This is a genomic window from Mycetocola sp. TRD_SC_2, from assembly GCF_055361225.1.
Genome location: NZ_CM143954.1, coordinates 169,258 through 194,403, shown reverse-complemented (window position 1 = coordinate 194,403; position 25,146 = coordinate 169,258). Strand labels below are relative to the sequence as shown.

Annotated in this window: 22 protein-coding genes and 2 tRNA genes; 9 read left to right on the top strand and 15 right to left on the bottom strand. The window is 64.7% G+C overall.

Translation table 11 applies throughout. The features are described 5' to 3' along the window. Positions 1 to 88: 88 nt before the first annotated feature. The 3 genes from ACWA1Q_RS01000 to ACWA1Q_RS00990 form a co-directional block, all read right to left on the bottom strand. Entirely contained in the window at positions 89 to 1,171 is a 1,083-nt protein-coding gene (locus ACWA1Q_RS01000) for an extracellular solute-binding protein (RefSeq protein WP_463758790.1), read from the bottom strand. Positions 1,172 to 1,460: 289 nt separating this feature from the next. Beyond that, positions 1,461 to 2,165 (bottom strand): DedA family protein, encoded by a 705-nt coding sequence (locus ACWA1Q_RS00995; protein WP_463758788.1) that lies wholly within the window; start codon positions 2,163 to 2,165, stop codon positions 1,461 to 1,463. 215 nt (positions 2,166 to 2,380) lie between these two features. Then, entirely contained in the window at positions 2,381 to 3,454 is a 1,074-nt protein-coding gene (locus ACWA1Q_RS00990; RefSeq protein ID WP_463758787.1) for an SDR family NAD(P)-dependent oxidoreductase, read from the bottom strand. A 70-nt stretch (positions 3,455 to 3,524) separates the two neighbouring features. Between ACWA1Q_RS00990 and ACWA1Q_RS00985 the strand changes: the two genes are divergently transcribed. Continuing rightward, a complete protein-coding gene (locus tag ACWA1Q_RS00985; RefSeq protein ID WP_463758786.1) occupies positions 3,525 to 4,088 on the top strand; it encodes a TetR family transcriptional regulator in 564 nt (187 codons plus the stop codon). A 154-nt stretch (positions 4,089 to 4,242) separates the two neighbouring features. On the opposite strand, the gene ACWA1Q_RS00980 is transcribed toward ACWA1Q_RS00985, so the two are convergent. The 6 genes from ACWA1Q_RS00980 to serS all read right to left on the bottom strand — a co-directional run bounded on the left by ACWA1Q_RS00980 (position 4,243) and on the right by serS (position 9,358). Next, positions 4,243 to 4,334: transfer RNA gene (locus ACWA1Q_RS00980), tRNA-Ser, on the bottom strand. A 68-nt stretch (positions 4,335 to 4,402) separates the two neighbouring features. Beyond that, positions 4,403 to 5,656 carry an LCP family protein gene (locus ACWA1Q_RS00975; protein ID WP_463758784.1) on the bottom strand — a complete coding sequence of 418 codons (1,254 nt, stop codon included), beginning with the start codon at positions 5,654 to 5,656 and terminating at the stop codon, positions 4,403 to 4,405. Between the two features lie 55 nt (positions 5,657 to 5,711). Continuing rightward, positions 5,712 to 6,968, bottom strand: a complete 1,257-nt coding sequence (locus tag ACWA1Q_RS00970) for an LCP family protein (protein WP_463758783.1) — start codon at positions 6,966 to 6,968, stop codon at positions 5,712 to 5,714. Between the two features lie 138 nt (positions 6,969 to 7,106). Next, a tRNA-Ser gene (locus tag ACWA1Q_RS00965) sits at positions 7,107 to 7,194 on the bottom strand. A 98-nt stretch (positions 7,195 to 7,292) separates the two neighbouring features. Continuing rightward, complete coding sequence (locus ACWA1Q_RS00960) at positions 7,293 to 8,093, bottom strand: HAD family hydrolase (RefSeq protein ID WP_463758781.1); 801 nt, start codon at positions 8,091 to 8,093, stop codon at positions 7,293 to 7,295. Further along, positions 8,090 to 9,358, bottom strand: coding sequence for a serine--tRNA ligase (serS, locus tag ACWA1Q_RS00955; RefSeq protein ID WP_463758780.1), 1,269 nt, complete (start codon positions 9,356 to 9,358; stop codon positions 8,090 to 8,092). The genes ACWA1Q_RS00960 and serS overlap by 4 nt, the downstream gene beginning before the upstream one ends. 37 nt (positions 9,359 to 9,395) lie before the next feature. Between serS and ACWA1Q_RS00950 the strand changes: the two genes are divergently transcribed. Continuing rightward, a complete protein-coding gene (locus ACWA1Q_RS00950) occupies positions 9,396 to 10,367 on the top strand; it encodes a diacylglycerol/lipid kinase family protein (protein ID WP_463758779.1) in 972 nt (323 codons plus the stop codon). A gap of 431 nt (positions 10,368 to 10,798) precedes the next feature. Continuing rightward, positions 10,799 to 11,467, top strand: coding sequence for a hypothetical protein (locus ACWA1Q_RS00945; RefSeq protein ID WP_463758777.1), 669 nt, complete (start codon positions 10,799 to 10,801; stop codon positions 11,465 to 11,467). A 174-nt stretch (positions 11,468 to 11,641) separates the two neighbouring features. Here ACWA1Q_RS00945 and gdhA read toward each other — a convergent pair whose 3' ends face one another. From gdhA to pheA, 4 genes are all read right to left on the bottom strand, one after another. Then, positions 11,642 to 12,997 carry an NADP-specific glutamate dehydrogenase gene (gene gdhA, locus ACWA1Q_RS00940; protein WP_463758776.1) on the bottom strand — a complete coding sequence of 452 codons (1,356 nt, stop codon included), beginning with the start codon at positions 12,995 to 12,997 and terminating at the stop codon, positions 11,642 to 11,644. Positions 12,998 to 13,144: 147 nt separating this feature from the next. Beyond that, positions 13,145 to 13,621 carry a hypothetical protein gene (locus ACWA1Q_RS00935; protein ID WP_463758775.1) on the bottom strand — a complete coding sequence of 159 codons (477 nt, stop codon included), beginning with the start codon at positions 13,619 to 13,621 and terminating at the stop codon, positions 13,145 to 13,147. Between the two features lie 2 nt (positions 13,622 to 13,623). Then, positions 13,624 to 14,211 (bottom strand): hypothetical protein, encoded by a 588-nt coding sequence (locus tag ACWA1Q_RS00930; RefSeq protein WP_463758773.1) that lies wholly within the window; start codon positions 14,209 to 14,211, stop codon positions 13,624 to 13,626. Between the two features lie 63 nt (positions 14,212 to 14,274). Next, complete coding sequence (gene pheA / locus ACWA1Q_RS00925; RefSeq protein ID WP_463758772.1) at positions 14,275 to 15,225, bottom strand: prephenate dehydratase; 951 nt, start codon at positions 15,223 to 15,225, stop codon at positions 14,275 to 14,277. Between the two features lie 325 nt (positions 15,226 to 15,550). Here pheA and ACWA1Q_RS00920 point away from each other — a divergent pair, with 325 nt between their 5' ends. Continuing rightward, positions 15,551 to 16,726, top strand: a complete 1,176-nt coding sequence (locus ACWA1Q_RS00920) for an alpha/beta hydrolase (protein WP_463758771.1) — start codon at positions 15,551 to 15,553, stop codon at positions 16,724 to 16,726. A gap of 41 nt (positions 16,727 to 16,767) precedes the next feature. Continuing rightward, positions 16,768 to 18,387 (top strand): phosphoglucomutase (alpha-D-glucose-1,6-bisphosphate-dependent), encoded by a 1,620-nt coding sequence (pgm, locus tag ACWA1Q_RS00915; RefSeq protein WP_463758769.1) that lies wholly within the window; start codon positions 16,768 to 16,770, stop codon positions 18,385 to 18,387. 88 nt (positions 18,388 to 18,475) lie between these two features. Here the strand turns inward: pgm and ACWA1Q_RS00910 are convergent, their stop codons facing one another. Further along, on the bottom strand, positions 18,476 to 19,156 hold the full coding sequence (locus tag ACWA1Q_RS00910; RefSeq protein WP_463758768.1) for an SGNH/GDSL hydrolase family protein: 681 nt from the start codon (positions 19,154 to 19,156) through the stop codon (positions 18,476 to 18,478). Between the two features lie 17 nt (positions 19,157 to 19,173). Continuing rightward, entirely contained in the window at positions 19,174 to 20,103 is a 930-nt protein-coding gene (locus tag ACWA1Q_RS00905; RefSeq protein WP_463758767.1) for an amidase domain-containing protein, read from the bottom strand. A 195-nt stretch (positions 20,104 to 20,298) separates the two neighbouring features. Between ACWA1Q_RS00905 and ACWA1Q_RS00900 the strand changes: the two genes are divergently transcribed. The 4 genes from ACWA1Q_RS00900 (at position 20,299) to ACWA1Q_RS00885 (ending at position 25,133) form a co-directional block, all read left to right on the top strand. Beyond that, positions 20,299 to 21,618: an ABC transporter substrate-binding protein gene (locus ACWA1Q_RS00900; RefSeq protein ID WP_463758765.1), complete on the top strand. Its 1,320-nt coding sequence runs from the start codon at positions 20,299 to 20,301 to the stop codon at positions 21,616 to 21,618. Positions 21,619 to 21,679: 61 nt separating this feature from the next. Further along, positions 21,680 to 22,831: a carbohydrate ABC transporter permease gene (locus ACWA1Q_RS00895; protein ID WP_463758763.1), complete on the top strand. Its 1,152-nt coding sequence runs from the start codon at positions 21,680 to 21,682 to the stop codon at positions 22,829 to 22,831. Continuing rightward, positions 22,828 to 23,724, top strand: coding sequence for a carbohydrate ABC transporter permease (locus ACWA1Q_RS00890; RefSeq protein WP_463758762.1), 897 nt, complete (start codon positions 22,828 to 22,830; stop codon positions 23,722 to 23,724). The genes ACWA1Q_RS00895 and ACWA1Q_RS00890 overlap by 4 nt, the downstream gene beginning before the upstream one ends. Then, a complete protein-coding gene (locus tag ACWA1Q_RS00885) occupies positions 23,724 to 25,133 on the top strand; it encodes a GH1 family beta-glucosidase (RefSeq protein ID WP_463758761.1) in 1,410 nt (469 codons plus the stop codon). Before ACWA1Q_RS00890 ends, ACWA1Q_RS00885 begins: the two co-directional genes overlap by 1 nt. Positions 25,134 to 25,146: the final 13 nt, after the last annotated feature.

Sequence of the window (25,146 nt, the reverse complement as noted above, 5' to 3'; positions counted from 1 at the left end):
CTGTGAACGGCCGACGTAGGTCGAATGACGGCCGCGGCGCTCGAAAAGCACCGCGGCCGCCACTCCCCGCAATCGGGGATGAGTGAGGTTAGGGCAGGTACTCGAGTTCGGTCTTCTCGACCCAGGCGGCGATGTTCTCGCGGACCAGGTTGTAGTCGATGTCCTGCTTGTCGAGGGAATCGATCAGCTCGATGACCTCGGGCAGCGCCTGAGCACGAGCCTCTTCGTTGACGGGGTACGCGGAGAATTCCTTGGCGAACTCCCCCTGCACTTCGGCGCTTCCGAACCAGTCGATGAACTCCTCGGCGCGGTCCTGCTTCGAGGTGCCCGCGATGACGGAGATCTGCTCGGTCACGTACGGAACGCCGACCTCAGGTGCAATGACACCGGTCTCGGTGCCGTACTCGGCGTCACGTGCGGCGATGCCGCTCGAGGGGAGGACTCCGAAGTCCACCTCGTCGCGGGTGATGCGAGCGTAAAGGTCGGTGCCCTCCACAGCGGGCGAACCGTGGGCGAAGTACTTCTCGACCTCTTCCCAACCCTCGTCGGACACACCCAGGTCGCCGTCTTCGTCGAGGTGCTGCGTGAGCAGTCCGGCGAGGATCAGTTGAGGGGTGGCCTGGCCGAGTGCGGTGTTGACCTCGTAGCGACCGTCCCACTTGGAGTCGTTCCAGAGGTCGCTCGTGTCATCCGGAGCATCCGACTCGGAGATCTTGTTGGTGTCATAGACGGTCACGATGGCTTGCTCGACGAGCGGCCAGAACGCACCGTCCTTCGGGTCCCCGGACTCCTGGTCGACTTCAGCGGCCCACTCGGGCTCGTATGCGGCGATGGCCTCTTCGGCCTTGAGGGTTTCGAAGTACATGTTGTTGAGACCGAAAACGACGTCGCCGACCGGGTTGTTCTTCTCCGCGACGATGCGGTTCGCGAGGTCGGCGCCACCGAGCCCGACAATCTCAATGTCGAGGCCCGCCTCCTCAGCCTGCTCGGTGATCCACTCGCCGCGGCCGTCGGAGTTGGAGTTCGTGTACACGATCAGGGTGCCGGTCGAGTCGCCCGATTCGCTCGATTCGCCGCCCGACGTTTCCGTACCGGCGGCGCATCCCGTCAGGCCGATCGAACCCACGACGACAACGGCAAGAGCCGCAGATTTGAGATTGCGCTTTTTCACGGTCAGTCCTTTCGAGCAACGACAGACCCCCGGGTCGTCCCTTGCTGATCATGCGAGTTTCAAGTGCTTCCCAACCTAGGGGACGGAGCGGCTCGAATGAGGGTCGGTTGACGAATGTTCGCCTGATGTTCGTTATCCGGAGCCTCGACCGCGTGATGGGTGCGCGCTAAAGTGCGCGAAGGGTCGCGCCAGCACGACGTCACCCAGTGCGGACCAAACCATCCGGCGTACCGGGTGATTTCCTCGGGGGGTGGATGCCCGGAGCTCAAGGAGTCCGGGCGGGCGAGCCCTAGAGGACCCGATCGAGCTCGCGCTCACGGCGGCGGGCACGCACCCGAAGAACGGTCCGGACGACCCACCAGATGACGAGCGCCACGACACCGGCGACAACGATGTACTTGAGGATGTCGGCGTACTCGAGAACGGCGCTCCAGTTTTCACCGAGCAGGAACCCGGCGATCACGAAGATGCTGTTCCAGATGAGGGAGCCCGCAGCGGTGAGCAGTCCGAACGTCACCAGGTTCATCTTTTCAATGCCGGCAGGGATGGAGATGAGACTGCGGAAGATGGGGAGCATCCGCCCGAAGAAGACGGCCTTCTTGCCGTGGCGACCGAACCAGGCGACCGTCTTGACGATGTCGTCAGGGTCGACGAAGGGGATGCGAGCTGCGAGCCAGACGGTCCGGTCGTGACCGAGCCAGCGGCCCAGCCCGTAGAGAACAAAAGCCCCGAGGATCGAGCCCAGCGTCGTCCAGATAATGGCTTCGGCGATGGTGAACGAACCCTGACTGGCCGTGAAACCGGCGAGCGGAAGAATGATCTCACTCGGGATGGGAGGGAAAACGTTCTCGAGGAAGACAATGAGGCCTGCACCGAGCGGGCCGAGCGCTTCCATAACCTGAATGGCCCACTGGGCGATTCCGTCTGCGACGCCGGCGGAGGTCGAATCGGCGGATGCCGCGAGGAGTGACTCCGAGCGAGAGGTTGAAAGCATGGGGGTTGTCTCCACAGTGGATGGGACTGCGGCAACGACAACTCCGACGATGCCAGGACGGACGGCGCCAGTCTTGCACATCGACTCCGGCCTTGGCTGGGAGTCTCAGGCGATTCCCGGGCGCCCGCCGTGCCAGCCCCGACTCCTTGTGCGTGGCCACAAACGGCTGGACTCCGGCTCGAAGTCCAGCCATTTGTGGCGGAGCAAAAAGCGACCTATGCGGCTGACCAACCGCCGTCGCTCGCAAGGATGACGCCGTTGACGTTCACGCCGTCGTCGCTGAGGAGGAAGGTGATCGACGCGGCAAGAGCGTCGCCCTCGACCGCCTCGGGCATGACGGCCATTCCGGCACGAACGCGCTCAGAGCCGAGGGTCGACGCGAACGTTGCCTCGATGTTGGTGATGACCGGACCGGGTGCGACGGCGTTCACGCGGATGCCGCTCGGTCCATACATGAACGCGCTCGACTTGGTGAGCCCGGCGACCGCGTGCTTCGACGCGGTGTACGCGGCGCCAGCGGCTGAACCACGAAGTGCTGCTTCAGATGCCACGTTGACGATCGAACCGGCCTGGCGGGCGAGCATCGACGGAACGACCGCGCGCATGAGCTTCATCGTTCCTTCGACGTTGATCGCGAACACGCGCTTCCAGACGGCATCCGACACTTCGTGCACCGGCGTCATGTCGTCCATGATTCCAGCGACGTTGGCGAGAGCGTCGATCTGGTCGCCCGCAGCAGCGACGATCTCGGCGATTGCGTTGTCGTCGGTGATGTCGGCCGTCACGGCGATGATGTCAGCAGACGGGAGCTCGTCGAGGAGCTCGTCGAGACGCTCGCGCGCGATGTCGACAGCGATGACGCGTCCACCCTCACGGGCGACCCTGGATGCCGTCGCCCGACCGATTCCGGATCCGGCGCCGGTGACGATGACCGTCTTGCCGGTGAAGCGACCGTTGCTGATCCGTTCGACCCACTCCGGGCGCTCGACGGCGTCGACGGCGTTGTCGTCCACCGGAGCCGGCGCAGCGACATCGGTTGTTGCGGTCGCAGCGGATGCCGGCACGTCGCCGATCTCGACGCGGCGCACGAGTTCGTCGATCAGTTCGGCGGGAAACGAACCCTTGCTGAGCTTGACGAGGCGCTTAATCGCGAGGCGACGGACGGGTCGGAGCGTCTCTGCGCTCTGGCCGGCCTGGGCCAACAGGTCGCGGAGGATGAGCCCGCCAACCGGGTGGTCGAGCCAGGTGCCGACGGAGGAGTCTCCGGAGAGGGTGGAGGAAGAAGCCATGGGAATTCTGCTTTCTGGTCGGGATCGCCGATGCATACCGGACAACGTTGTCCGGTTGTAGGCTACACGGGTGTCAGCTCCCGGTAAAGCGAATCGGGGCCCGAGTGCCGGGCCCGAGAACCGTCGAGCCCTCGTGGCCGCGGCTCGCGAGGTATTCGCCGAAGACGGACTGTCTGCGCCGCTCAGTGCGGTCGCCAGGCGGGCAGGCGTCGGGCAGGGCAGCCTCTACCGCCACTTCCCCGATCGCATCGCCCTTGCCGTAGCCGTTTTCGATGAGAACACCGTCGACCTCGAGGGCGTCGTCGACAATCCGGATGCCACGCTCGACGACTTTCTCGATCTCGTCATCGCGCAAGCCCTGGTGTCGACGGCCCTGATCGAACTCATGACCTCGCATCGCCTTGACGAGCGCATCGCACACCTGGGCGACCGGCTGGCATCCCTCGTCACACGGATCACCGAGCGCGAGAAGGCGGCAGGGCGCATCGGGCGCCACGTCGACGTCGAGGATGTAATCCTCGCCATCTCGATGCTGGCGGGGGAACTTTCCCACACCGAACCGGATGCTCGCGCGAGCGTCGGTCGGCGCGCCTGGGCTCTTTTTCAGGCGGCTTTCGCACCCCACCCGGGCTAAGGCGCACACGCAAAAACCCCCGCTGCGAAGCAAGGGTTTCAGTGGCGGAGACGGCGGGATTTGAACCCGCGCGGAGCGAAGCTCCGCGAAAGGCGGCAGCCCGATCCCAGGTAATCCCGGGAACGAGACTGCGATCCGCAACCATATTAAGAAGTGGCGGAGACGGCGGGATTTGAACCCGCGGTCCCCTTACGAGGACTCCACCTTAGCAGGGTGGTGCACTAGGCCGAACTATGCGACGTCTCCATGAGCGACCGCTGAACGGACGCACGGGCTTAATCATAACCGGCAAATCGCCACCGACCGAATTGGGGTCAGTTGTTGGCGACAGAGCAGGTCTGGTCGAAGGCCGTCTGGCCCTGCAGCCCTTCGATCACATCCGTCGTCGGGGTGGGCGCCGGGGTCGCTCCCGGCGTGGCATCCGGAGCCGGCGCGTTCGCCGGAGGCGTCGCGGGCGGAGCCTCGGGCGCATTCGGATCTGCTTCAACTCCCGTACGGTTCGCGTTCGGATCCGGGGCGAAGGGAGCGTCAGTCTTGATGCGCTCAAAAAGCTGGTCGGCGAGGCCCTGCAGCGGCACGACGCGGTTGCGGTTGTTCGGGTCGTCCATCACCGGGTACTGGATCAGGTTGAGCTTGTCGAGATCGACGGTGACGAGTGTGCGCGCCATCGCAACCATGCGCGTGGGGTTCGTCAGCGACGTCGACAGGTTGACGTGCTTCGCAGCGACCTGGGCGAGGGAGTAGAGCTTCGTCACGTCGGTGAGGGTGTCGTTGCTCTTGATCGTGCGCACGAGTGACGAGATGTACTGCTGCTGGCTCGCGATACGCGAGAGGTCGCTTCCATCGCCGACGCCGTGGCGGGTGCGGAGGAACGCGAGCGCGGTTTCACCCGACACGACGCTCGTGCCGGCGGGAAGGTCGAGGTCGGAGAGGGGGTCGTTGATCGGGGCCGTGAGGCACACGGGAACACCGCCCACGGCATCCGTCATGCGGACGACCGACGCGAACGACATCAGCGCCGCGTACTCGATCTCGAGCCCGGTGAGGTTCTCGATCGTCCCGACGACACACGCGAGACCGCCGCGTTCGAATGCCGCATTGAGCGGCTGGGCCTGTGTCGGGCCACTGCTCTCGCCCGTCTCCGGATCGACGCAGGTCGGGTGCGAAATGACGAGGTCGCGCGGGAAACTGACGACGACGGCGCTGGAGTGGTCCTCGGACACGTGCAGCAGCATGTTGACGTCGTTGAGGGTGATTTCGCGTTCGCCGAATGCGTCACCCTGCTCCGGATCGTTATCGGCGCCGACGACGAGGAGGTTGAAGCCACCCTCGAAAGCGTCGATATTCGGCACGGCGGGGAGCGGTGTGTCATCGGGGCCACTGATATCGATCGCGTTCGACGAGACGTTGGACGCCAGATCCCAGACCACCCAGGCGGCAACGGATGCTCCGCTCACGAGCACGACGGCCATCACGATTGAGAGACCCCGAAGCAACGTCGAAAGCGCACCGCGGCGCGGCTGGCGGCCGTGCTTGATGCTTGTCTCGGTGGATCTCGACGTTCTCACAAAGTAACTCTAAAGCCCGAAGCTGACCGTCGGATCCTCCAGGAGGAGGAGAGGTTCAGTCGTTGCCCTTTGAGCAGGTGTAGTCGCCGGCCGTCTGGCCCTGGACGGACTTGTCGAGCACGACTCCCGGCGGTGTCGCGTCGGTTTTCGGCGCCTCGGGGTCTTCGGTTTGAGGGGTGTCGTCGACCGGTGCATCGTCGACCGGTGCATTCGGGTCGAGAACCGAACCGGGGCCGGTGTCACCGCTCAACGTCAGGGGTTCATCTGCTGCGAGCGCGTCAAACAGCTGGGCCGCGGGCGTCTTCAGCGGAAGAACGCCCTCATATCCGTTGATGTCGCCGTATTCCGTCGGGTACTGCACAAAGACGACCTGGTCGAGCGGGATGTTCTTGAGCGCCATCGCGATCGACACCATGGTGTTGAGGTTCGACAGGCTCGTCGACAGCGTCATATTGCTCGCGGCTGCTTTGGCGATACCGAACAGCTTCGTCGGGTCGGTGAGGGTTTCGCTGCTCTTCAGCGTGCGCACGAGCGAGGAGAGGAAGACCTGCTGGTTGCTGATCCGGCCGAGGTCGGATCCGTCACCGACGCCGTGGCGGGTGCGGAGGAACTGGATCGCCTCCGTTCCCTGAAGCGTGTGGACGCCCGCGTCGAGGTAGGTTTCGGTGCGCCAGTCGTTGATGGGCTCCGCGACGCAGACGTCGACGCCGCCAACGGCGTTGGAGAGCTCGATCACGCCACCGAACTGCACTTCGGCGGCGAACGGAATCGAGAGCCCGGTGAGCTTTTCGACCGTGAGGACCGTGCAGGCGAGGCCGCCATACGACAGCGTCGTGTTGATCTTCTGCGCCGCCATGGAGTCGTACGTGCCGCCGTTCTCCTTCGGGCAGGAGGGGATCGGAACGAACATGTCGCGCGGGAAGCTCACAACGGTTGCAGCGCTGTGATCCTCCGAGATGTGGAGGAGCATCGTCACATCGTTGAGCGTGGCCGAGTCCTTCGCGTCATCGCCGAAGACGGCATCCTGCCCCTGCCTGCTGTCGCTGCCGACGAGCAGGAGGTTCACGCCTCCTTCGATCGCGTCGATGTCTGGCGCGCTCCCGCCGGTCTCGTTCGCGAGGGTGACGGGCGGAGCAACACTCGAGGCGATGTCCCAGACGGCGTATGCCGCGATCGCGGATCCGCTCACGAGGATGACGGCGAGCGCTGCCGAAAGGAAACGCGCGATTGTGCGGCTAGCCGTCGACTTCTTGAGCTGGCCGTGCCGTGCCGTCGATGGCGCGGACCGGGGGCGACGGACGGGTTCGCTCACGCTCGTTCCTTTCGCGGCAGGCGGCTGTGGAGATGTGACTCGGGTGGCTCGAGCGGGTATGGCGGAGGGCGTGGGATTCGAACTGCACATGTCGTTTGTGCAATCCGTGCCCCGGTAGTGCTGGGTTTGTCCTCGCGTTGGCGGAGGGCGTGGGATTCGAACCCACGAGACATTTCTGCCCACCAGTTTTCAAGACTGGCTCCATCGGCCGCTCGGACAGCCCTCCATGCACGCTGTTCTACAACAGCAGGCAACGCTCGATTGTAGCCGATGAGGGCCAATCAAGAGTGACAGAGCGCCCTGACAGGGGACTGAAAGGCCCGGTCAGAGCGAGCGGAGTACTGCTACGAGGCCGTCGTCGTCGATGCTTCCGGTGACCTCGTTCGCCGCCGCTTTCACTTCATCCGGGGCCTGGCCCATTGCGACGGCACGACCGGAACGGCCGGCCCACTCGAACATCTCGATGTCGTTCCGCCCGTCACCGACGGCAACGATCCGGTCCTCGGGGATGCCAAGCCACTCCCGCACGCGCTCGAGCGCGGTCGACTTGTTGACGCCGAGCGGGGCAATGTCGAGCCAGGCCGTCCACCCGATCGCATAGGTGACCGAGTGCAGCCCCATCTTCTCCACGACCGAGAGAAAGTCGAGTTCATCGTGCTCGGGCGACACGACGACGACACGCGTGACCGGTTCGCTCAGGAGGTGCTCGAACTCCACTTCTTCGGCGTTTTCGAGGTTCCAGTCCGTCATGCCCTGGGTGTACCGGCGATACCCGCTCGGGTACTCGACCATGTACCGACCGTCTGCGAGGTGCGACCGGATCTGCGTCAGGACCTCGCGCGGGTTGAACGTCTCAATCACGTGCCTGCGGTACCCGGTGGGCTCAGTGGCATCCCGCTTCATGACGAGTGCGCCGTTCGCGCACACGACGTACTCGGGCGTGATTCCGAGCTGGTCGAGCACGTGGTGCGTGGTCTCCCAGCTGCGACCGGTCGCCAGCATGAGCACGTGACCGCGAACGGATGCCGCCTCCGCCGCGTCGATGACGGCATCCGACATCGTCCCGTCCTCGGAGATCAGGGTGCCGTCGATGTCGAGGGCGACGAGCAGCGGGGCGTCGGTCACAGCGGAGCGATGACGTCGAGCCCACCGAGGTACGGGCGCAACGCTTCGGGGACGAGCACGGATCCGTCAGCCTGCTGGTGCGTTTCGAGCAGTGCGACGAGCCAGCGGGTGGTCGCGAGGGTTCCGTTGAGTGTTGCGACCGGTGTGGTCTTGCCGCCGTCTTCGCCCGCCCGGTAGCGGGTGTTGAGGCGCCGGGCCTGGTAGGTCGTGCAGTTCGAGGTCGAGGTCAGTTCGCGGTAAGCGTCCTGAGTCGGAACCCACGCTTCGACGTCGTACTTGCGGGCGGCGCTCGAACCGAGGTCGCCGGCGGCGGTGTCGATGACGCGGTAGCTGAGGCCGAGGGCCTGCAGCATGCCTTCCTGCCAGCCGAGGAGTCGGAGGTGTTCCGCTTCGGCTTCTTCCGGGGTGGTGTAGACGAACATCTCGAGCTTGTTGAACTGGTGCACCCGGATGATGCCGCGGGTGTCGCGGCCGTAGGAGCCGGCTTCGCGGCGGTAACAGGTGGACCATCCTGCGTACCGGATCGGGGCATCCGCCACGTCGATGATTTCGTCGGAGTGGTATCCGGCGAGCGCGACCTCGCTCGTGCCGGTGAGGTAGAGGTCGTCGGCGGGCAGGTAGTAAACCTCGTCGGCGTGGGCGCCGAGGAACCCGGTGCCGGCCATGATCTCGGGCTTGACGAGCGTCGGCGTGATGAGCGGGATGAAGCCCTCGGTGAGGGCCCGGTCGAGCGCCATGTTCATGAGCGCGAGTTCGAGGCGGGCGCCGATACCGCGCAGGTAGTAGAACCGGGCGCCGGAAACCTTGGTTCCGCGCTGCATGTCGATCGCACCAAGGAGTTCACCGAGTTCGAGGTGGTCCTTCGGGGTGAAGTCGAACGCGGGCTTTCCACCGACCTCGCGGAGGGTGACGAAGTCATCCTCACCGCCGGCCGGGACGCCGTCGATGATGGGGTTCTGGATAGCGCCGACGATCTCGGTGAAGCGGGTTTCGGCATCCGTCACCTGGGCCTGAGCCTGCTTGACCCGGTCGGAGAGACCTTTCACCTCGGCGACGAGGGCGGCCTTCTCGTCTTTCGGCGCCTTGGCGACGCGTTTGCCGAACGCGTTCTGCTCGGCACGGAGCTCCTCGAATGCGGTGATCGCGGCGCGGCGGTCACGGTCGGCGTCGAGGGCCTGGTCGACGAGTTCGACACTCGATCGCCTCGCCTCCTGCGAACGCCTGATGAGGTCTGGATTTTCGCGGAGGAGCACTGGATCAATCACGGGGGCAAGTCTAACGTCGCACGGTACGGTTGCAGGTATGGGCGAGTCGGGGCTGAAGCACGCGGCGGTGGTGTACAACCCGACCCGTGTCACGCGGAGCGCCCTCCAGCCGCTGATCGAGCGGGCTGCGGCCGACGCCGGGTGGGGCGAAACGCTGTGGTTCGAGACGACGCTCACCGACTCAGGCAAGGTGCTGACCCGCGAGGCGGTGCGCTCTGGCGCTGATCTGGTTTTTGCTGCCGGAGGCGACGGTACCGTGCGATCGGTGGCCGAAGGCATCCGTGATTCGGGTGCCGCCCTCGCGCTCCTGCCGTCAGGAACGGGCAATCTGCTCGCCCGCAACCTCAAGCTCCCGATCAACAACGTGACGGATGCCATCACGATCGCGTTCACCGGACGCACCCGCCACATCGACCTCGGTATTGCGACGCTCAGCCGGGTCGACGGCTCCATTGAGGAGCACGGTTTTCTTGTGATGGCCGGGATGGGCATTGACGCCGACATCATGGCGAACACCAGCGAGGTCCTGAAGAAGACGGTGGGCTGGCTCGCTTACGTGGATGCCGGCATCCGTGTTCTCCCGGATGCGCGACCATTCCGGATCCAGTACCAGCTCGACGGCAAACCAGTGCACAGCGCCCACGTGTCGACGATCCTGTTCGGAAACTGCGGCACCCTCACCGGTGGACTCGAGATGATGCCGGACGCCATCGTCGACGACGGGCTCCTCGACATCGCCGTGCTGCAGCCGACGGGAACGCTCGGCTGGATCGACATCTGGCGCAAGCTGCGGTTCGAGAACGGCTTTTTGCGTCGGTCGAGCATTGGGCGCAAGATCATTTCGGCCACGTCCGGGAGCGCTTCGACCATTACGTACCTGCGTAGTGGAGGCGTCACGGTGTCGCTCGACAAGCCTCGCCACGTGGAACTCGATGGCGACGGGTTCGGCATCGTCGCGGGCGTGCGATTCGCGGCGGATGCCGGTGCGCTCGCCGTGCGGGTACGGTAGCGCTGCTCACGCCACGAGTTCATGTTGTTCCCCTGCTGCGTTGCCACAACCGGTTGTTGTATTCGCCTCATTGCCAGAACAGGTCGCTCGGAGGCGCAAACTCCTGCCCAATTTGGGAAAGGAGCGCCAGTAGTCCACCGGAAAACCTGTGGAGAACAGAAACAGGGGATGTCACCTTAAGGCATTCTCGAGCGGTGACATTCCGACGACCTCTTCCTTTACCGCTACCGGCAACGTTCTCGGTGGCCGATGCCTACAGTCGCGGATTCACACGAGGGCAGATGCGAAATCCGTCCCTTACATCGCCCTTTCACGGCACCCGAATCAGCATCGGCGCCGCGACTGACTTCGAACTGAACTGCCGCGCACTCTCGACACGGATGCCATCCGGCGCCGCCTTCAGCCATCGAACGGCCGCGCACCTGCACGGAATGCCACTTCCTCAGGGCAAAACAGTCGGCCCGCTTGAGGTGACGGTGCCGGTGCCCGGCCGAGCGATGCGCCGTCGCGGAATGCTGGGGCACCGAGCCTTGCTCCTCACGGGTGACGTCCAGATCCTCAGGAATCTGCCCGTCACATCCGTCGAGCGAACCTGGTGTGATCTGGGGACCGTTCTGGACCTGCCCGACCTCGTCGCCGTCGCTGACTTCCTGTTGTGGCACGAGGCACCCTTGTCGACGATGTCCCGGCTGACGGAGGCCACCGAGACCTACCCGTCGCGCACCGGGCGACCTGCCCTCCGCCGCGCTATCCGCCTCAGCAGCGACCACTCCCGGTCGCGTCCTGAATCGCTCGTCCGGGTGGATCTTGCCCTGAGCCCACTACCAACACCGCTGGCGAACTACGAGCTGTATCTCACGGTGGCGCGGAGGACGGTGTATTTCGACCTGGCGTATCCCGAGTACAAACTCGAGCTCGAGTACCACGGCGACCAGCACCGCACCGACCTCAAGCAGTGGCGCAGCGACGTGCGACGCGCGAATGACATCGGCGACGAGGGGTGGCAGACCCTGCAGTTCACAGGGGCTGACCTCCCGAACCTCTCCGGGCTGAGGGGTCGCGTGGAACGACGCCTGCGTCGTCTCGGATGGAACGGTTGAGGGACCGCCGCCGGGGCATCCGTTCGCCTGGTCTCAGCTCGTGCATTGCCAAAAAAGGTCGGATCTGAAATAGCGTTGCCAGGAACGGTTGCGGATCCGACCAATGCGCAACGTTTTCTGGCAACGCAACGCACCAACGGATGCCGCCGAGCGGCATCCGCACACGACCAACGGCTAGATGACGCCCTGCGCGAGCATCGCGTCGGCAACCTTGACGAAGGCAGCGGTGTTCGCGCCGACCACGTAATCGCCGGGGCGCCCGTACTTGTCTGCGGCCTCGTACGCTGCCGTGTGGACCCCGCGCATGATGTGGTGCAGCCGGTCTTCGCTGTCGCTGAAGCTCCAGCGCTGGCGCGACGCGTTCTGGCTCATCTCGAGGGCGCTCGTCGCAACACCGCCGGCGTTTGCTGCCTTACCCGGCCCGAACAGCACACCCGCCTGCTGGAACGCGTGCACCGCATCGGGGAAGCAGGGCATGTTCGCGCCCTCGGCAACAGCCTCGACACCGTTGGCGATGAGCGACTTGGCGTCGGCAAGGTTCAGTTCGTTCTGCGTCGCGCTCGGCAGGGCGATCTGGCCGGGAACATCCCAGACGCTTCCGCCAGACACGAAGTGCGCAGACGGGCGGCGCTCGGCGTACTCCGAGATCCGCAGCCGTTCGACCTCCTTGATCTGCTTCAGCAGGTCAAGGTCGATGCCCTTCTCGTCGACGATGTAGCCAGACGAGTCGGATGCCGTGATGGCACGTCCGCCGAGCTGGTGAACCTTCTCGATGGCGTACGTCGCGACGTTCCCGGAGCCGGAGACGATCGCGGTCTTGCCGTCGATGGACGAGCCCTTGGTGGCGAGCATCTCTTCGGTGAAGAAGACGGCGCCGTACCCGGTGGCTTCGGTGCGGACTTCGGCACCGCCCCAGCCTGTACCCTTGCCGGTGAACATGCCCGACTCGTGGCGGTTGGTGACCTTGCGGTACTGGCCGAAGAGGTACCCGATCTCGCGTGCGCCGACGCCGATGTCACCGGCGGGCACGTCCGTGTGCTCACCGAGGTGCCGGTACAGCTCGTTCATGAAGCTCTGGCAGAACCGCATGATCTCTGATTCGCTCTTACCGTGCGGGTCGAAGTCGCTGCCGCCCTTGGCGCCACCGATGCCCTGCGCCGTCAGCGCGTTCTTGAAGATCTGCTCGAAGCCGAGGAACTTGATGATCGACAGGTTCACCGTCGGGTGGAACCGCAACCCGCCCTTGTACGGGCCGAGCGCCGAGTTGAACTGCACACGGAAACCACGGTTGACTTGAACGCGGTTCTTGTCGTCGGTCCACGGCACACGGAAGATGACCTGGCGTTCCGGCTCGACCAGCCGCTCGAGGATGCCGGCTTCGCCGAATTCGGGGTGCTCCGCAAGTGCAGGCTCGATCGACTCGAGCACCTCGTGGAGGGCCTGGTGGAACTCCGGCTCCCCCGGGTTGCGGGCAACGGCTGTCTCGTAGGCAGCGCGAGTGAGTTCAGAGGGCAGAGACGATGAGGGCACTGGGGATCTTTCTGAGGGCGTGATGATCGCGAACGACGCTGAACGCAAGGGACGCGGGGCTCTCGATTCAGGGATCCATCGGGGGCGCGACGCGCAGAAAGGCCGTTGTGAGGCCCCCGACAGTCTGACTTGCAGGAGCGGCATCCGTCAATTTGAGAGGCGATCCTGCTCGCTCGTCGAGTCCGGGAACGGATGCTGCGGTCGCCACCGCGCGGCTGCAACGAATCCCGAACCGATGACCACGGCCAGCCCGGCCGCCGGGAGTAGGGCGACGGGTTTGAGCTGCCAGCCGCCGAGCGATCCTGGCCGCAGCCCTCCATCAACGGGTCCCCAGCTGACATACGAAACGTCACCGTCGTCATCCTCCACGATGGTGACAGTCGGCATCGGCCCAGCCGACCGCAGGTTGTCGAAGATGAACCACTGCCGCATCGACGACGTGTCGAAGCTGAACAACTCCTCGTCGGTCGACTCGATGATCGTCCGACTCTCGGCGATGGAGGCGTCCGCCGCGTCGCTGCGAGCCTGGGCATCGAGTGCGGCGATCCCGACTCCACCAGCCAGGAGGAGCATGCCGGCAATCACGGCGCGAGCCACGCCGCTCAACCGGTGTCGTCCAGCCATGATCAGTCCGCCACGCTCCGCTCGGCACCGTTCGCTGATTGCTCACCGAAGTCGTCATCCGCCCACCGGCGCCGTGGTCGCCACCGCCATGCCGCGAAGAAGAAGACACCGAGGAGTGTCAGAACTCCGGCGAGCGCGAGGAGCGGAGACAACCCCCATGCAAGCTGGGAGAGGAGCATCGCCTCTTCAGCCTCCGCCTGTGTTGCGCCCGGCGCACTCATCGCGCCCCCGTACACCTGCGACACAGACCAGCGGAACCCGCCGATCCCGCCACCGACCAACACGACGGCGAGAACCGTGAGGCCGATCAGGTAGGGGTTGCGCCACGGCGAGACCGGCAGCTCGGCCGCCTCCGGATCATCCACGACGGAATCCCCGGGCATCCTGTTCTCCGCCGGGTCGTCGCCGGTCGATGCCGCGGCGTCGGAGCCCCCAGCGGGAGCCGGCGGAATCCGACGGGCGGGAGGCGCAGGAACCGTGTCGATTCGCTCATGCGACTGGGCAGTCACCGACGGACCGTCGTGCAGCGCCGGGTCGAAACCGCGCTGGAACTCAGGACTATAGCGGGGGTCGAAACCTGTGCGATCCATCCGTTGCTCCTTCATCGATGCAGCTGATCGGAGCCTAGCGAACGACCGCAACCGGAGCGAGTATCAGGCCTCGGGTTCGCCCGTGATGATGCCGCGGAGCCAGTCGCGGGCTTCGACGAACACCTCATCCGAGTACTTCGGGTCGAACGTTATCGACGCTTTGTCCGCCCGCGGGTATGACCCCAGGAACATCACACCGGGGCTGAACCGGCGAACTCCGAGAAGGGCATCGGCGACCCGTTCGTCGCGGATGTGCCCGTCGGCGTCGATGATGAACCGGTAGCGGCCAAGCTCATCACCGATCGGGCGGGATTCGATGAGACTCATGTTGACCCCGCGGGTGGAGAACTGCTCGAGCAGTTCGAGCAGGGCTCCGGCGCGGTCGATCGGCAGCTCGGCGATAAGGCTGGTCTTGTCTGCCCCGGTCGGTGCGGGCAGCATGGTTGTCCTGCTGACGTGCAGAAAGCGAGTGACAGCGTTGGGGTTGTCACCGATGTTCTCCGCGAGAACCTCGAGGTCGTAGTGGGCGACGATCCCCGGTGGCGCGATGGCGGCATCCGCGAGGTCGTTGTCGAAGAGAGCGGATGCCGCGGCCACGTTGCTCGTCGCGGGAATGTGCCCGTGGTTCGGGAGGGTGGCGTCCATCCACTGGTGGCACTGGGCGTAGGCGACAGGATGGGCGTTCACGACCGTCACGTCGGCGAGGGTCGTGCCCCGTCTGGCGACGAGCACGAAGTTGACAGACACGAGGTATTCACCGACGATCCGAAGACCTGGCATCGTGGCGAGCGCGTCCTGCGCGACGGAAACACCGCCCTCGATCGAATTCTCGATCGCGATGACGGCGCCGTCGCTGCGGCCGGAGATGACATCGTCGAGCGCCTCACCGACGTTGTTGACCGAACGCCAGTTCTGACCGACCGCTTCAGGCACCTGCGCGAGCGCAGCCTCGGTGAACGTTCCCTGCGGACCCAGATAACTGTAGGTGCGAAGCGGTGAACGGGTGTCTAACATGCTCGAAAGCCTACTGGTCGCGCCCGAAAGGGGAGTGTCGCCCGGTAGCGCATACCCGCTAGTGTAATCAGAGTCCAGCCGGCGGCTTCTCGCTGGTCGGGGCGACATTCGGGCGTCGCGGGACTGAGGGTGGGACTCGGTGGGTTTATGGGGGGCAGCCAGGGGGACGGTTTCACGCCGTATCTCCCCGGTTTGGCATGCGGTCGGCGGTGCAGCGACTGCCTTCGCCGTTGGCGCTGCCGGTCTCGGGTTTCTCGAGACGTCCGTCAGGCCGGGCACAGCTCCCTCACCTATCACAACGGTCGAAGCCATTCCCGCGACCGGTATGGAGTTCGCAGCGCAGTTCGCGGGTCGCGCACCTGCAGCCGCTGATCTCCTCGCCGCTCTTCCGCCGCTGACGGTGGCGACCCTGTGGAGCACTCTCCCGCGATCCTTCATCACCGAGCTGATCGACGAAAAAGCGGATGTCATCGGCAACCTCGACGGCGCACGTTACGCCGATCGCGACCGCGCGAATGTTCGCCGCCTCGGGAGCTCACTGGCCCTGGCCGTCGCGGATGAGCGGCGCGCGCTGGCTCAGGTGAACTCCCCCTCAGCTTCCACCTCCTCCGCGCGGATCGCGGCCGAGGCGTCCGCTCGTGTTGAGTCTGTCGAGGTGCTTCTCCGGTTGTTCGCCCCGGAGCAGGAAGCCGACGAACGACGGTACCTGGTCAGCCTCGACTTCTCGGTCGACGGGCCGCCGCTCGCTGCGATCGCTGTCGGCGACCTCGACGTCGCGAGGTACACGACGTTCTTCGTGCCGGGCATGAACAGCAGCGTGCGCGAAGCCGAGGACCTTCTTCGTGGCGTCACCCGCATTCAGCAGGCATCGGCAGACAGCGCCGCCGTCTTGTGGGTGGGCTACGAAAGCCCCGGACCGGTCGACACGGTGTCGACCGGCCACGCCGAAGCCGGTGCCGTGCGCCTGGCCGAAGACCTCGACGGGTACTCGGCTGTTCGCGATGTCTCGGGTATTCCGTCTGAGCTGACGCTCCTCGCCCACTCCTACGGTTCGACGACTGCCGCCATCATGCTCGCAGGTGGCTCCCACGGCGTCGACGCGTTCGTGATGATCGGCTCGGCGGGAGTCCCCGCGGACATCCACCTGGATGACCTCCATATTCCCGCGAAGTCCGTGTTCGCGTCAGAAGCCATGGGAGACGGAATCGCCGGAAGCGGCCAGTTCTGGTCGGGGCGCGCAAACCCGGCATCGGCCGAGTGGGGCGCGCAGTTGTTCAGCAGCAACGGCACCGTACTCGACGACGGAACGGTGCTCACCGCGGTTCGGGCCCATGACGTCGTCGGCTCAGATGACCACACCGATGCCGAGAAGTACCTCGGCGACGGAACGGAAAGCCTCTACGGCATCCGCATGATCGCCACCGGCCACCGCGGCCCGCTTGGCCCTGTTGCCCCGACCCCGCTCACGGACTCCACTATCGTCGCCGCTGCCGGGAAGTAAATCCCTGACGGATGCGTCGATCCGGGTGCCACAATGGGGGCATGACTGACCGCGCAGGTACCCCAGCAGCTGAGTCCGACCTCATCGACGTCCCCGCCCTCCTCGAAGCCTATTTCGCGCTGAAGCCCGACGTCTCGATTCCGGAGCAGCGGGTGGTGTTCGGCACCTCCGGTCACCGAGGTTCGTCGTTCAACACGGCGTTCAACGAGCACCACATCGCGGCGACAACGCAGGCGATCGTCGAATACCGAACCGATCAGGGCATCACCGGTCCGCTGTTCATCGGTTCCGACACCCACGCACTCAGCCATCCCGCCCAGACCACGGCGCTCAAGGTGCTCGTCGGAAACGATGTGCGTGTGCTCGTCGACGAGTTCGACGATTACGTCCCGACTCCTGCACTCAGCCACGCGATCCTGGCCTGGAACCGCTCCGGAGCGACCGACCAGGCTGACGGCATCGTCGTCACTCCCAGCCACAATCCGCCGGGCGACGGCGGGTTCAAATACAACCCGCCGCACGGCGGCCCGGCAGACAGCGACGCAACGAGCTGGATCGCGAACCGTGCGAACGAGATCATCGAGGCTGGGCTCGTCGACGTGAAAATGGCGGAGCCGAGCGCTGTTGAAACGTACGACTTCCGCACTCACTACGTCGACGACCTCGCCAACATCATCGACCTGGATGCGATCCGAGACTCGGGCATCCGCATCGGCGCCGACCCCCTCGGCGGTGCAAGCGTCAGCTACTGGCAGGCGATCGCCGACAAGTACAGCCTCAACCTCACCGTTGTGAACCCGCACGTCGACCCGACCTGGCGCTTCATGACGCTCGACTGGGACGGCAAGATCCGCATGGATCCCTCGTCACCGTCAGCCATGGCATCCGTTCTCGCCCATCGCGACGACTACGACATCCTCACCGGCAACGACGCGGACTCAGACCGGCACGGCATCGTCACCCCGGATGCCGGCCTGATGAACCCGAACCATTTTCTCTCCGTCGCGATCGACTACCTGTACCGCAACCGGTCGGGATGGCCAGAGGATGCCGCGATCGGCAAGACACTCGTCTCCAGTTCGATCATCGATCGGGTCGCCGAGTCCCTCGGTCGCCGGCTCGAAGAGGTCCCTGTCGGATTCAAGTGGTTCGTCCCCGGACTCCTCGACGGCTCGGTCGCGTTCGGCGGTGAAGAGAGTGCTGGCGCAAGCTTCCTGCGCAAGGACGGCACCGTCTGGACCACCGACAAGGACGGCATCCTGCTCTGCCTGCTCGCGGCCGAGATCCTCGCCGTCACCGGTAAGACTCCGTCCGAGCGTTACCGCGAACTGACCGAGGAGTTCGGCGACCCCGTGTACGAGCGCGTCGACGCCGCCGCGACCCCGGCGCAGAAAGCCGCGCTCGGCAAGCTCGACGGCGACGCCATCGCGGCGACCGAACTCGCCGGCGACCCGATTCTCGCAAAACTCAGTAAGGCGCCGGGCAACGGTGCTGCTGTCGGTGGTGTGAAGGTCGTGACCGAGAACGCCTGGTTCGCGGCCCGCCCGAGTGGTACCGAAGACGTGTACAAGATCTACGCCGAGTCGTTCCGTGGGACTGACCACCTCAAGCAGGTCCAGGCGGAGGCGAAACGCATCGTCGATGAGGCGCTGGGAGCCTAGAGTTTGGAACTGCTCCAGCAACTCCGGTTGAGCGGTTCCTGAGCAAGGTCGCTCGCGACCGCGTCGCAGGGCGACCACCGTCGGGGTGTTACAGGCCGAGCTTCGTGAGTTCCTCGTCCATTCGCGCAGCGATCGCGGCGTACCCTTCGTCGTTCGGGTGCACGCCATCCATGGACAGCCATTCCGGGTGACCCTCCATCCATCGTGACGCTCCGGCGATAAAGTCCGCATCCACATCCTCGGCGGCATTCTCGACCCAGTCGTTGATGGTGCTGACCGATGCCGGGCGCTCATCGAGGTGCCAAAACGGCTCGACGACGATCAAGCGTGCGTCAGGAAGCTCCTCCGCGAACGTGCTGAGATCCTCGTGAATCGCCTCCTCAAGCTCCGCAGCACGGTCGGGCATGGCGAAGTTGTCGTTGAGGCCCATGGTCACGATCACGATGTCGGGCTCCTCGGCCACGATCTGCTCGACCAGATCCTCCCCGAACAAACCGCGGTTGATCACATATCCAAGTCCGTCGACACTCGGGTTCAACTCCGCCCAGCCGCGTTCCTCACAAATCCGGGTCGACCAGCGCAGGGCCGGGTCACTCGCGCCGGTGCCACGCGTGTACGAGTCACCGTAGAACGCGGCGACGGGTTGTCCGGGCGAAGCGGATGCCACGGGGTCGACAGCAGGAATGTTCGCTGAGCACCCGGCAAGAGCGGGCAGCGCAAGCACGAGTCCGGCAATTGCCAGAGTTCGAGCGAGAGAAAACGCCGCCATGCTCCGACAGTAACCCGCTAGGCCGGAACACTCCAGAACCAGGCGTTACCCCCGGGGTGCTCGTCCGTGATCGTGACGTCGAGGTCGCGGTACGGGCCGTCGAGGTTGTGGCTGGCAAACCCGATCTTGGTCACACCATCGACCACCTTCACGCTCGACACGAGCATCACGTGGTCGGGAATGTCGTTGTCGTTCCAGTCGAACATGCCGATGTCGCCGATCTTGACCTGGTCGCGCTGGTCGAGGTTCAGCAGCGTGACATCCGGGCCGTTGTCGCTCGCGAACCAGTCGTGCATCGCGGGCACGTAGCCCCAGGCCGGGCTCCAGTCCGCGAGCGTGGCCGCCGCGTTCTTGTTGAACCACACCTCGTTTTGCACCCATCCGCGTTGGATGAGTGTCTGGCTGACGAAGTTGGCGCAATCGCCACCGACCGGGTTAAGGTTTCCCCACTCCGCCAAGTTGTACTCGTCCCAATGCCTGAGGGCATACGACATCTGCTTGTCGAGCGGCGTTTCAACGGCATAAGCGTAGGTCAGCGGCTCCGCCTGCGGCACCGCTTCATCGCCGGCAGCAACCACGATCGCAGCTTCTGCCGGCTGGAAGTCGAGCGCCGCAGGTGTAATGGCGGTGACCGTCCCGTCGGCGGCTACGGTCACGTCGGTTGCGGGAACGCCTCCGACGGTGACGGTTGTGACGTCGTCGAGCGCGGTTCCCGAGATCGTGAGTGTCGTGGCTCCCGTCACCGAACCGGATGCCGGTGAGACGGCGGTGACCGCCGGAACCTCGACCGGTGTCGATGAACTTGTGGGCTGCGGTCGCGAGCCGGTCGGCGAAGCGGGCGCGGAGCATCCGGCCCAGAGGAGAGCGGAACTCGAGACGAGCGCAACAGCCGCGAGACGGCGGGTACGTACCCGGAGGCTGGCGGGACGACGGATGCTACTCGGCACAGGAAATCCTTCAAGAAGACGGTGGTGAACTCCCATGTTAGGTGAGGGATGTGAACGGATCCTGATGACTCACTTGACAACAAGCCTTTCCACGCCGTAGCTTGTCCTCTAATTCGTGAGAGCGCTCTCACGCAGCTAAATGAGAGCGCTCTCATGAAGCCACTGACCAGTCCACGCACACACAAAGGAGTGACCGTGAGTCTTTCACGCCGCACCAAGCTCTCGACCGGCATCGCCGGCGCTGCAGCCTTCGCCCTCCTCGCCACCGGCTGCGCCTCGCAAGGCGCCGCCAGCTCCGGTGACGAGAAGGTCGAATTGTCCATCACCACGTTCGGAACCTTCGGCTACGACGAGCTCTACAAGGAGTACGAGAAGGCCAACCCGAACATCACCATCAAGGCAGACAACATCGACACGGGCGGAAACGCCCGCACCGATGCCTTCACCAAGATCTCCGCCGGATCCGGCCTCACCGACATCGTCGCCATCGAAGAGGGCTGGCTCGGCCAGATCATGGGAGTCTCCGACCGGTTCGTCGACCTCAACGAATACGGCGCAGCAGACGTCAAGGACAACTGGGTTCCCTGGAAGTTCGAGCAGGGAACAGACCCCGACGGCCGCGTCATCGGCTACGGCACGGACATCGGCCCGCAGGGCCTCTGCTACAACGGCAAGCTCTTCGAAGCGGCCGGCCTGCCGAGCGACCGTGAAGCCGTCGCTGAACTCTTCGGTGGAGAGGACGCGAGCTGGGAAACCTACTTCGAACTCGGTGAGCAGTATAAGAAGGCAACGGGCAAGGCCTGGTACGACCACTCCGGATTCGTCTGGAACTCCATGGTCAACCAGCTCGACGAGGGCTACTACACCAAGGACGGCGAACTGAACGTCGAGGGCAACACCGAAATGCGCGAGCGTTTCGACCAGCTCGCAGCAGGAACCGCCGCCGGCCTCTCGGCCAACCAGGCGGCGTGGGACTGGGGCAAGGGCAAGGCGTTCGTTGATGGCTCCTTCGCCACCTTCGTCTGCCCGGGCTGGATGCTCGGAACCATCAAGGGATCGCTCGAGTCCGGCGGCGGCGACGCCTCCACCGGCTGGGACTTCGCTGACGTCTTCCCCGGCGGTGCATCCAACTGGGGCGGCGCATTCCTTTCGGTCCCGACCACGTCGGAGCACCCGAAGGAAGCAGCAGCACTGGCCAAGTGGCTGACCGACCCCGAGCAGCAGATCAAGCAGTCCGCGGCAGCCGGCAACTTCCCGAGCACCATCGAAGCCCAGAAGAAGCTCGCCGAAGACGCGACGCCGAACGAGCTGTTCAACAACGCCCCGACCGGAGCGATCCTCGCATCCCGCGCCGAAGGCGTCGTCGCCCAGTTCAAGGGTCCGCACGACTCGCTCATTCAGGAGAACGTCTTCGGCCCCGCGCTGAAGAGCCTCGACACCGGCAAGACGAAGAGCGCTGACGAGGCCTGGGACCAGGCCCTCCAGCTCCTCAACGACCTGGTCGTCAACAACTAGGAACACCAACCGAGAGGCTCCCGGGAGAGATCCCGGGAGCCTCCGACCTGGACGCGAGAACATGACAAGCACACTGAACAGGCCGCCGGTCGAGAGTTCTTCTCCCGGCACGCCGCGAACGACGACCAAGGCGCCGATCTCACTGAGGCATCGCCTGAGTGCCTTCGATCACAAGGCGTCCCCGTACTTCTACATCGCCCCCTTCTTCATCCTTTTCGCCATCGTCGGGCTCTTTCCCCTCGTCTACACGTTCGTGGTCTCGCTCCACGACTGGGATCTGCTCCAGGGCCAGAGCGACTTCGTCGGCCTGGAAAACTTCACCGCCGTTCTCGGGGACCGGTACTTCTGGAATTCGCTGTTCAACACGGTCAGCATCTTCTTCCTCTCGACCATCCCGCAGCTCATCGCCGCCGTCATCATCGCCGCCGTTCTCGACCAGAACCTCCGCGCGAGAACCTTCTGGCGTATGAGCATCCTCCTGCCGTACGTCGTCACCCCCGTTGCCGTCGCGATGATCTTCTCGAATGTGTTCGGCGAGGACTACGGCCTCCTCAACAACATCCTCGTGAGCTTCGGAATCGATCCGATCATGTGGCGGAATGAGACCCTGCCGAGCCACATCGCAATCGCGACCATGGTCAACTGGCGCTGGACGGGATACAACGCCCTGATCCTTCTGGCGGCAATGCAGTCGGTGCCCCGTGACATCCACGAATCCGCCGCACTCGATGGCGCAGGCGCGACCCGCCGGTTCTTCAGCATCACACTCCCCTCGATCCGCCCGACGATGATCTTCGTCATCATCACGGCCACCATCGGCGGCCTGCAGATCTTCACCGAGCCGCGCCTGTTCGACCCGGTAACCGCGGGTGGATCGCAGCGCCAGTTCCAGACCACAGTGCTCTACCTGTGGGAGATGGCGTTCTTCCGCGGGAACTTCGGCAAGGCTTCAGCGATCGCCTGGCTGTTGTTCCTGCTCATCGTGATCTTCGGGCTGATCAACTTCCTGCTCTCCCGGAGCATCGCCACGGCGGAAGGGCGAGGAGCGAAAGCCCGCTCGCAGCGCCGTCTGCTCAAAATGCGCCAGCGCCAGGCGCGCGACACCGTGCGTGCGGGCACCGCGGCATCCGTTCTCTCTGAGACCGTCCCCGTGCCGGGCCCGGCCGACAGCACCGAACCGTCCGCATCGACAGAAGAAAGGAGCACCCGATGAGCGTGAACACACTCACCCGCCCAACGAAGACTCGCGAGAGCCTCCCCACGCGGCGCAAGGCCAAGTTCTACGGAATCGATAAGCGGCCTGGCTGGCTGACCTATTCGCTCCTCGGCGTGTTCTTCCTCTGCTCGGCCTATCCCCTGTGGTGGTCGTTCGTGATGGGAACCCGCGACAACGCGGCATTCGGATCGACCTGGCCGCCACTTCTTCCCGGCGGCAACTTCTGGAAGAACGTCGGCGAAGTCTTCGACACCGTTCCGTTCTGGCTCGCGCTCGGCAACAGCGTGCTCATCTCGAGCATCATCACCATCTCGGTCATCACGTTCTCCACCCTCGCCGGTTACGCTTTCGCGAAGCTGAAGTTCAAGGGGCGCGACGGACTCATGGTGTTCGTCATTGCGACGATGGCGATCCCGACCCAGCTCGGCATCATCCCGCTGTTCATGGTGATGCGCACGCTCGGCTGGACCGGCGAGATCGGCGCCGTGATCATCCCGACCCTCGTCACGGCATTCGGCGTGTTCTTCATGCGCCAGTACCTCATCGATGTCATCCCCGACGAACTCCTCGAGGCGGCCCGCATGGACGGGGCCAACATGATCTCAACGTTCTGGCACGTCGCAGTCCCCGCCGCCCGGCCCGCCATGGCGATACTCGGACTGTTCACGTTCATGACGGCCTGGACGGACTTCCTCTGGCCCCTGATCGTGCTCAACGCCGGCAACCCGACCCTGCAGACGGCACTCAGCCAACTTCAGTCCGCAAGGTACGTTGATTACTCAATCGTCCTCGCGGGAGCCATCATGGCTACAATTCCCCTGCTTCTTCTCTTTATCGTGGCAGGTAAGCAACTCATTTCAGGCATCATGCAAGGAGCAGTGAAAGGTTAATGACTATTAACTTCCCCCCAACGTTCATCTGGGGGTCGGCAACAGCTGCGGCCCAGGTCGAAGGCGCCGGCCACGAAGGCGGCAAAGAGGATTCGATCTGGGATGCTTTCGCTCGCGTCCCCGGCGCAGTCGCCAAGGGCGACAACCTCGAGGTAGCTGTCGACCATTACCACCGCTACGCCTCCGATGTCGCGATCATGAAGAAGCTCGGACTCGACTCGTACCGCTTCTCCACGAGCTGGGCGCGCGTCGTCCCCGGCGACCGCGAGCCGAACCCTGAAGGCCTCGACTTCTACTCGCGACTCGTCGACGAGCTGCTCGAAGCGGGCATCCTGCCGTGGCTGACCCTCTACCACTGGGACCTGCCGCAGGCGCTCGAAGAGAAGGGTGGCTGGGCCAACCGCGACACCGCGCACCGCTTCGCCGACTACGCCGAGACTGTCTATGGCGCCCTCGGCGACCGCGTGAAGAACTGGACGACGTTCAACGAACCGTTCTGTTCCTCTCTTCTCGGCTATGCCTCTGGCGTTCACGCTCCCGGCGTTCAGGACCCGGCGAAGGCCGTTGCGGCAATTCACCACCAGCACCTCGGCCACGGCCTCGCCGTGAACCGCCTGCGTGAGCTTGGCGCTGAGCAGATCGGCATCACGCTCAACCTCTCGAACGCGATCCCACTCGACGCCAACGACCCCGTCGACGTCGAGGCCGCCCGCCGGTTCGACGTTCTGCAGAACCGGGTCTTCCTCGACCCGATCGTCACCGGCGCGTACCCCGAGGACGCACTGAGCGACCTCGAACAGTTCGGGCTCCGCGACGTCATCCAGCCGGGCGACATGGAGATCATCGGCACGAAGATCGACTTCCTGGGCGTGAACCACTATCACGACGACCAGGTCTCCGGTCACCCGGATGACTCAGGAACCGACGGTCACTCCGGAGCGACCGAGCGTGACATCCGTTCGTGCTGGATCGGCTCCGAGTACATCACCTTCCCGAGCCGCGGGCTGCCGCGTACGGCGATGAACTGGGAGGTGAACCCGTCCGGACTGCACAAGCTCCTCGTGCGTCTGGGCAAGGAGTACCCGAACATGCCTCCGCTGTTCGTCACCGAGAACGGTTCGGCGTACGAAGACGTCCTCTCGGAGGACGGCCACGTTCATGACCCCGAACGCACCCAGTACGTCGTCGACCACGTGCAGGCCGTGTCGGATGCCATTGCTGACGGCGCTGACGTTCGCGGTTACTTCGTCTGGTCGCTTCTCGACAACTTCGAGTGGTCATGGGGCTACGACAAGCGGTTCGGCATCGTCCGGGTCGACTACGACACGCAGGAGCGGACGATCAAGGACTCCGGACTGGCTTACGCGGGAATCATCGCGGACGCGAAAACCGGCATGCTGGCGCAATAGAGTGGTGCCGTTG

What these genes read in the sequence shown, in the direction of transcription:
- ACWA1Q_RS00995 (WP_463758788.1), bottom strand. Translation starts at nt 2,165, where the DNA reads ATGCTTTCAACCTCTCGCTCGGAGTCACTCCTCGCGGCATCCGCCGAT.
- ACWA1Q_RS00990 (WP_463758787.1), bottom strand. Translation starts at nt 3,454, where the DNA reads ATGGCTTCTTCCTCCACCCTCTCCGGAGACTCCTCCGTCGGCACCTGG.
- ACWA1Q_RS00950 (WP_463758779.1), top strand. Translation starts at nt 9,396, where the DNA reads ATGGGCGAGTCGGGGCTGAAGCACGCGGCGGTGGTGTACAACCCGACC.
- ACWA1Q_RS00945 (WP_463758777.1), top strand. Translation starts at nt 10,799, where the DNA reads ATGCCACTTCCTCAGGGCAAAACAGTCGGCCCGCTTGAGGTGACGGTG.
- ACWA1Q_RS00935 (WP_463758775.1), bottom strand. Translation starts at nt 13,621, where the DNA reads ATGGCTGGACGACACCGGTTGAGCGGCGTGGCTCGCGCCGTGATTGCC.
- ACWA1Q_RS00930 (WP_463758773.1), bottom strand. Translation starts at nt 14,211, where the DNA reads ATGGATCGCACAGGTTTCGACCCCCGCTATAGTCCTGAGTTCCAGCGC.
- pheA (WP_463758772.1), bottom strand. Translation starts at nt 15,225, where the DNA reads ATGTTAGACACCCGTTCACCGCTTCGCACCTACAGTTATCTGGGTCCG.
- ACWA1Q_RS00920 (WP_463758771.1), top strand. Translation starts at nt 15,551, where the DNA reads ATGGAGTTCGCAGCGCAGTTCGCGGGTCGCGCACCTGCAGCCGCTGAT.
- pgm (WP_463758769.1), top strand. Translation starts at nt 16,768, where the DNA reads ATGACTGACCGCGCAGGTACCCCAGCAGCTGAGTCCGACCTCATCGAC.
- ACWA1Q_RS00910 (WP_463758768.1), bottom strand. Translation starts at nt 19,156, where the DNA reads ATGGCGGCGTTTTCTCTCGCTCGAACTCTGGCAATTGCCGGACTCGTG.
- ACWA1Q_RS00895 (WP_463758763.1), top strand. Translation starts at nt 21,680, where the DNA reads ATGACAAGCACACTGAACAGGCCGCCGGTCGAGAGTTCTTCTCCCGGC.
- ACWA1Q_RS00890 (WP_463758762.1), top strand. Translation starts at nt 22,828, where the DNA reads ATGAGCGTGAACACACTCACCCGCCCAACGAAGACTCGCGAGAGCCTC.
- ACWA1Q_RS00885 (WP_463758761.1), top strand. Translation starts at nt 23,724, where the DNA reads ATGACTATTAACTTCCCCCCAACGTTCATCTGGGGGTCGGCAACAGCT.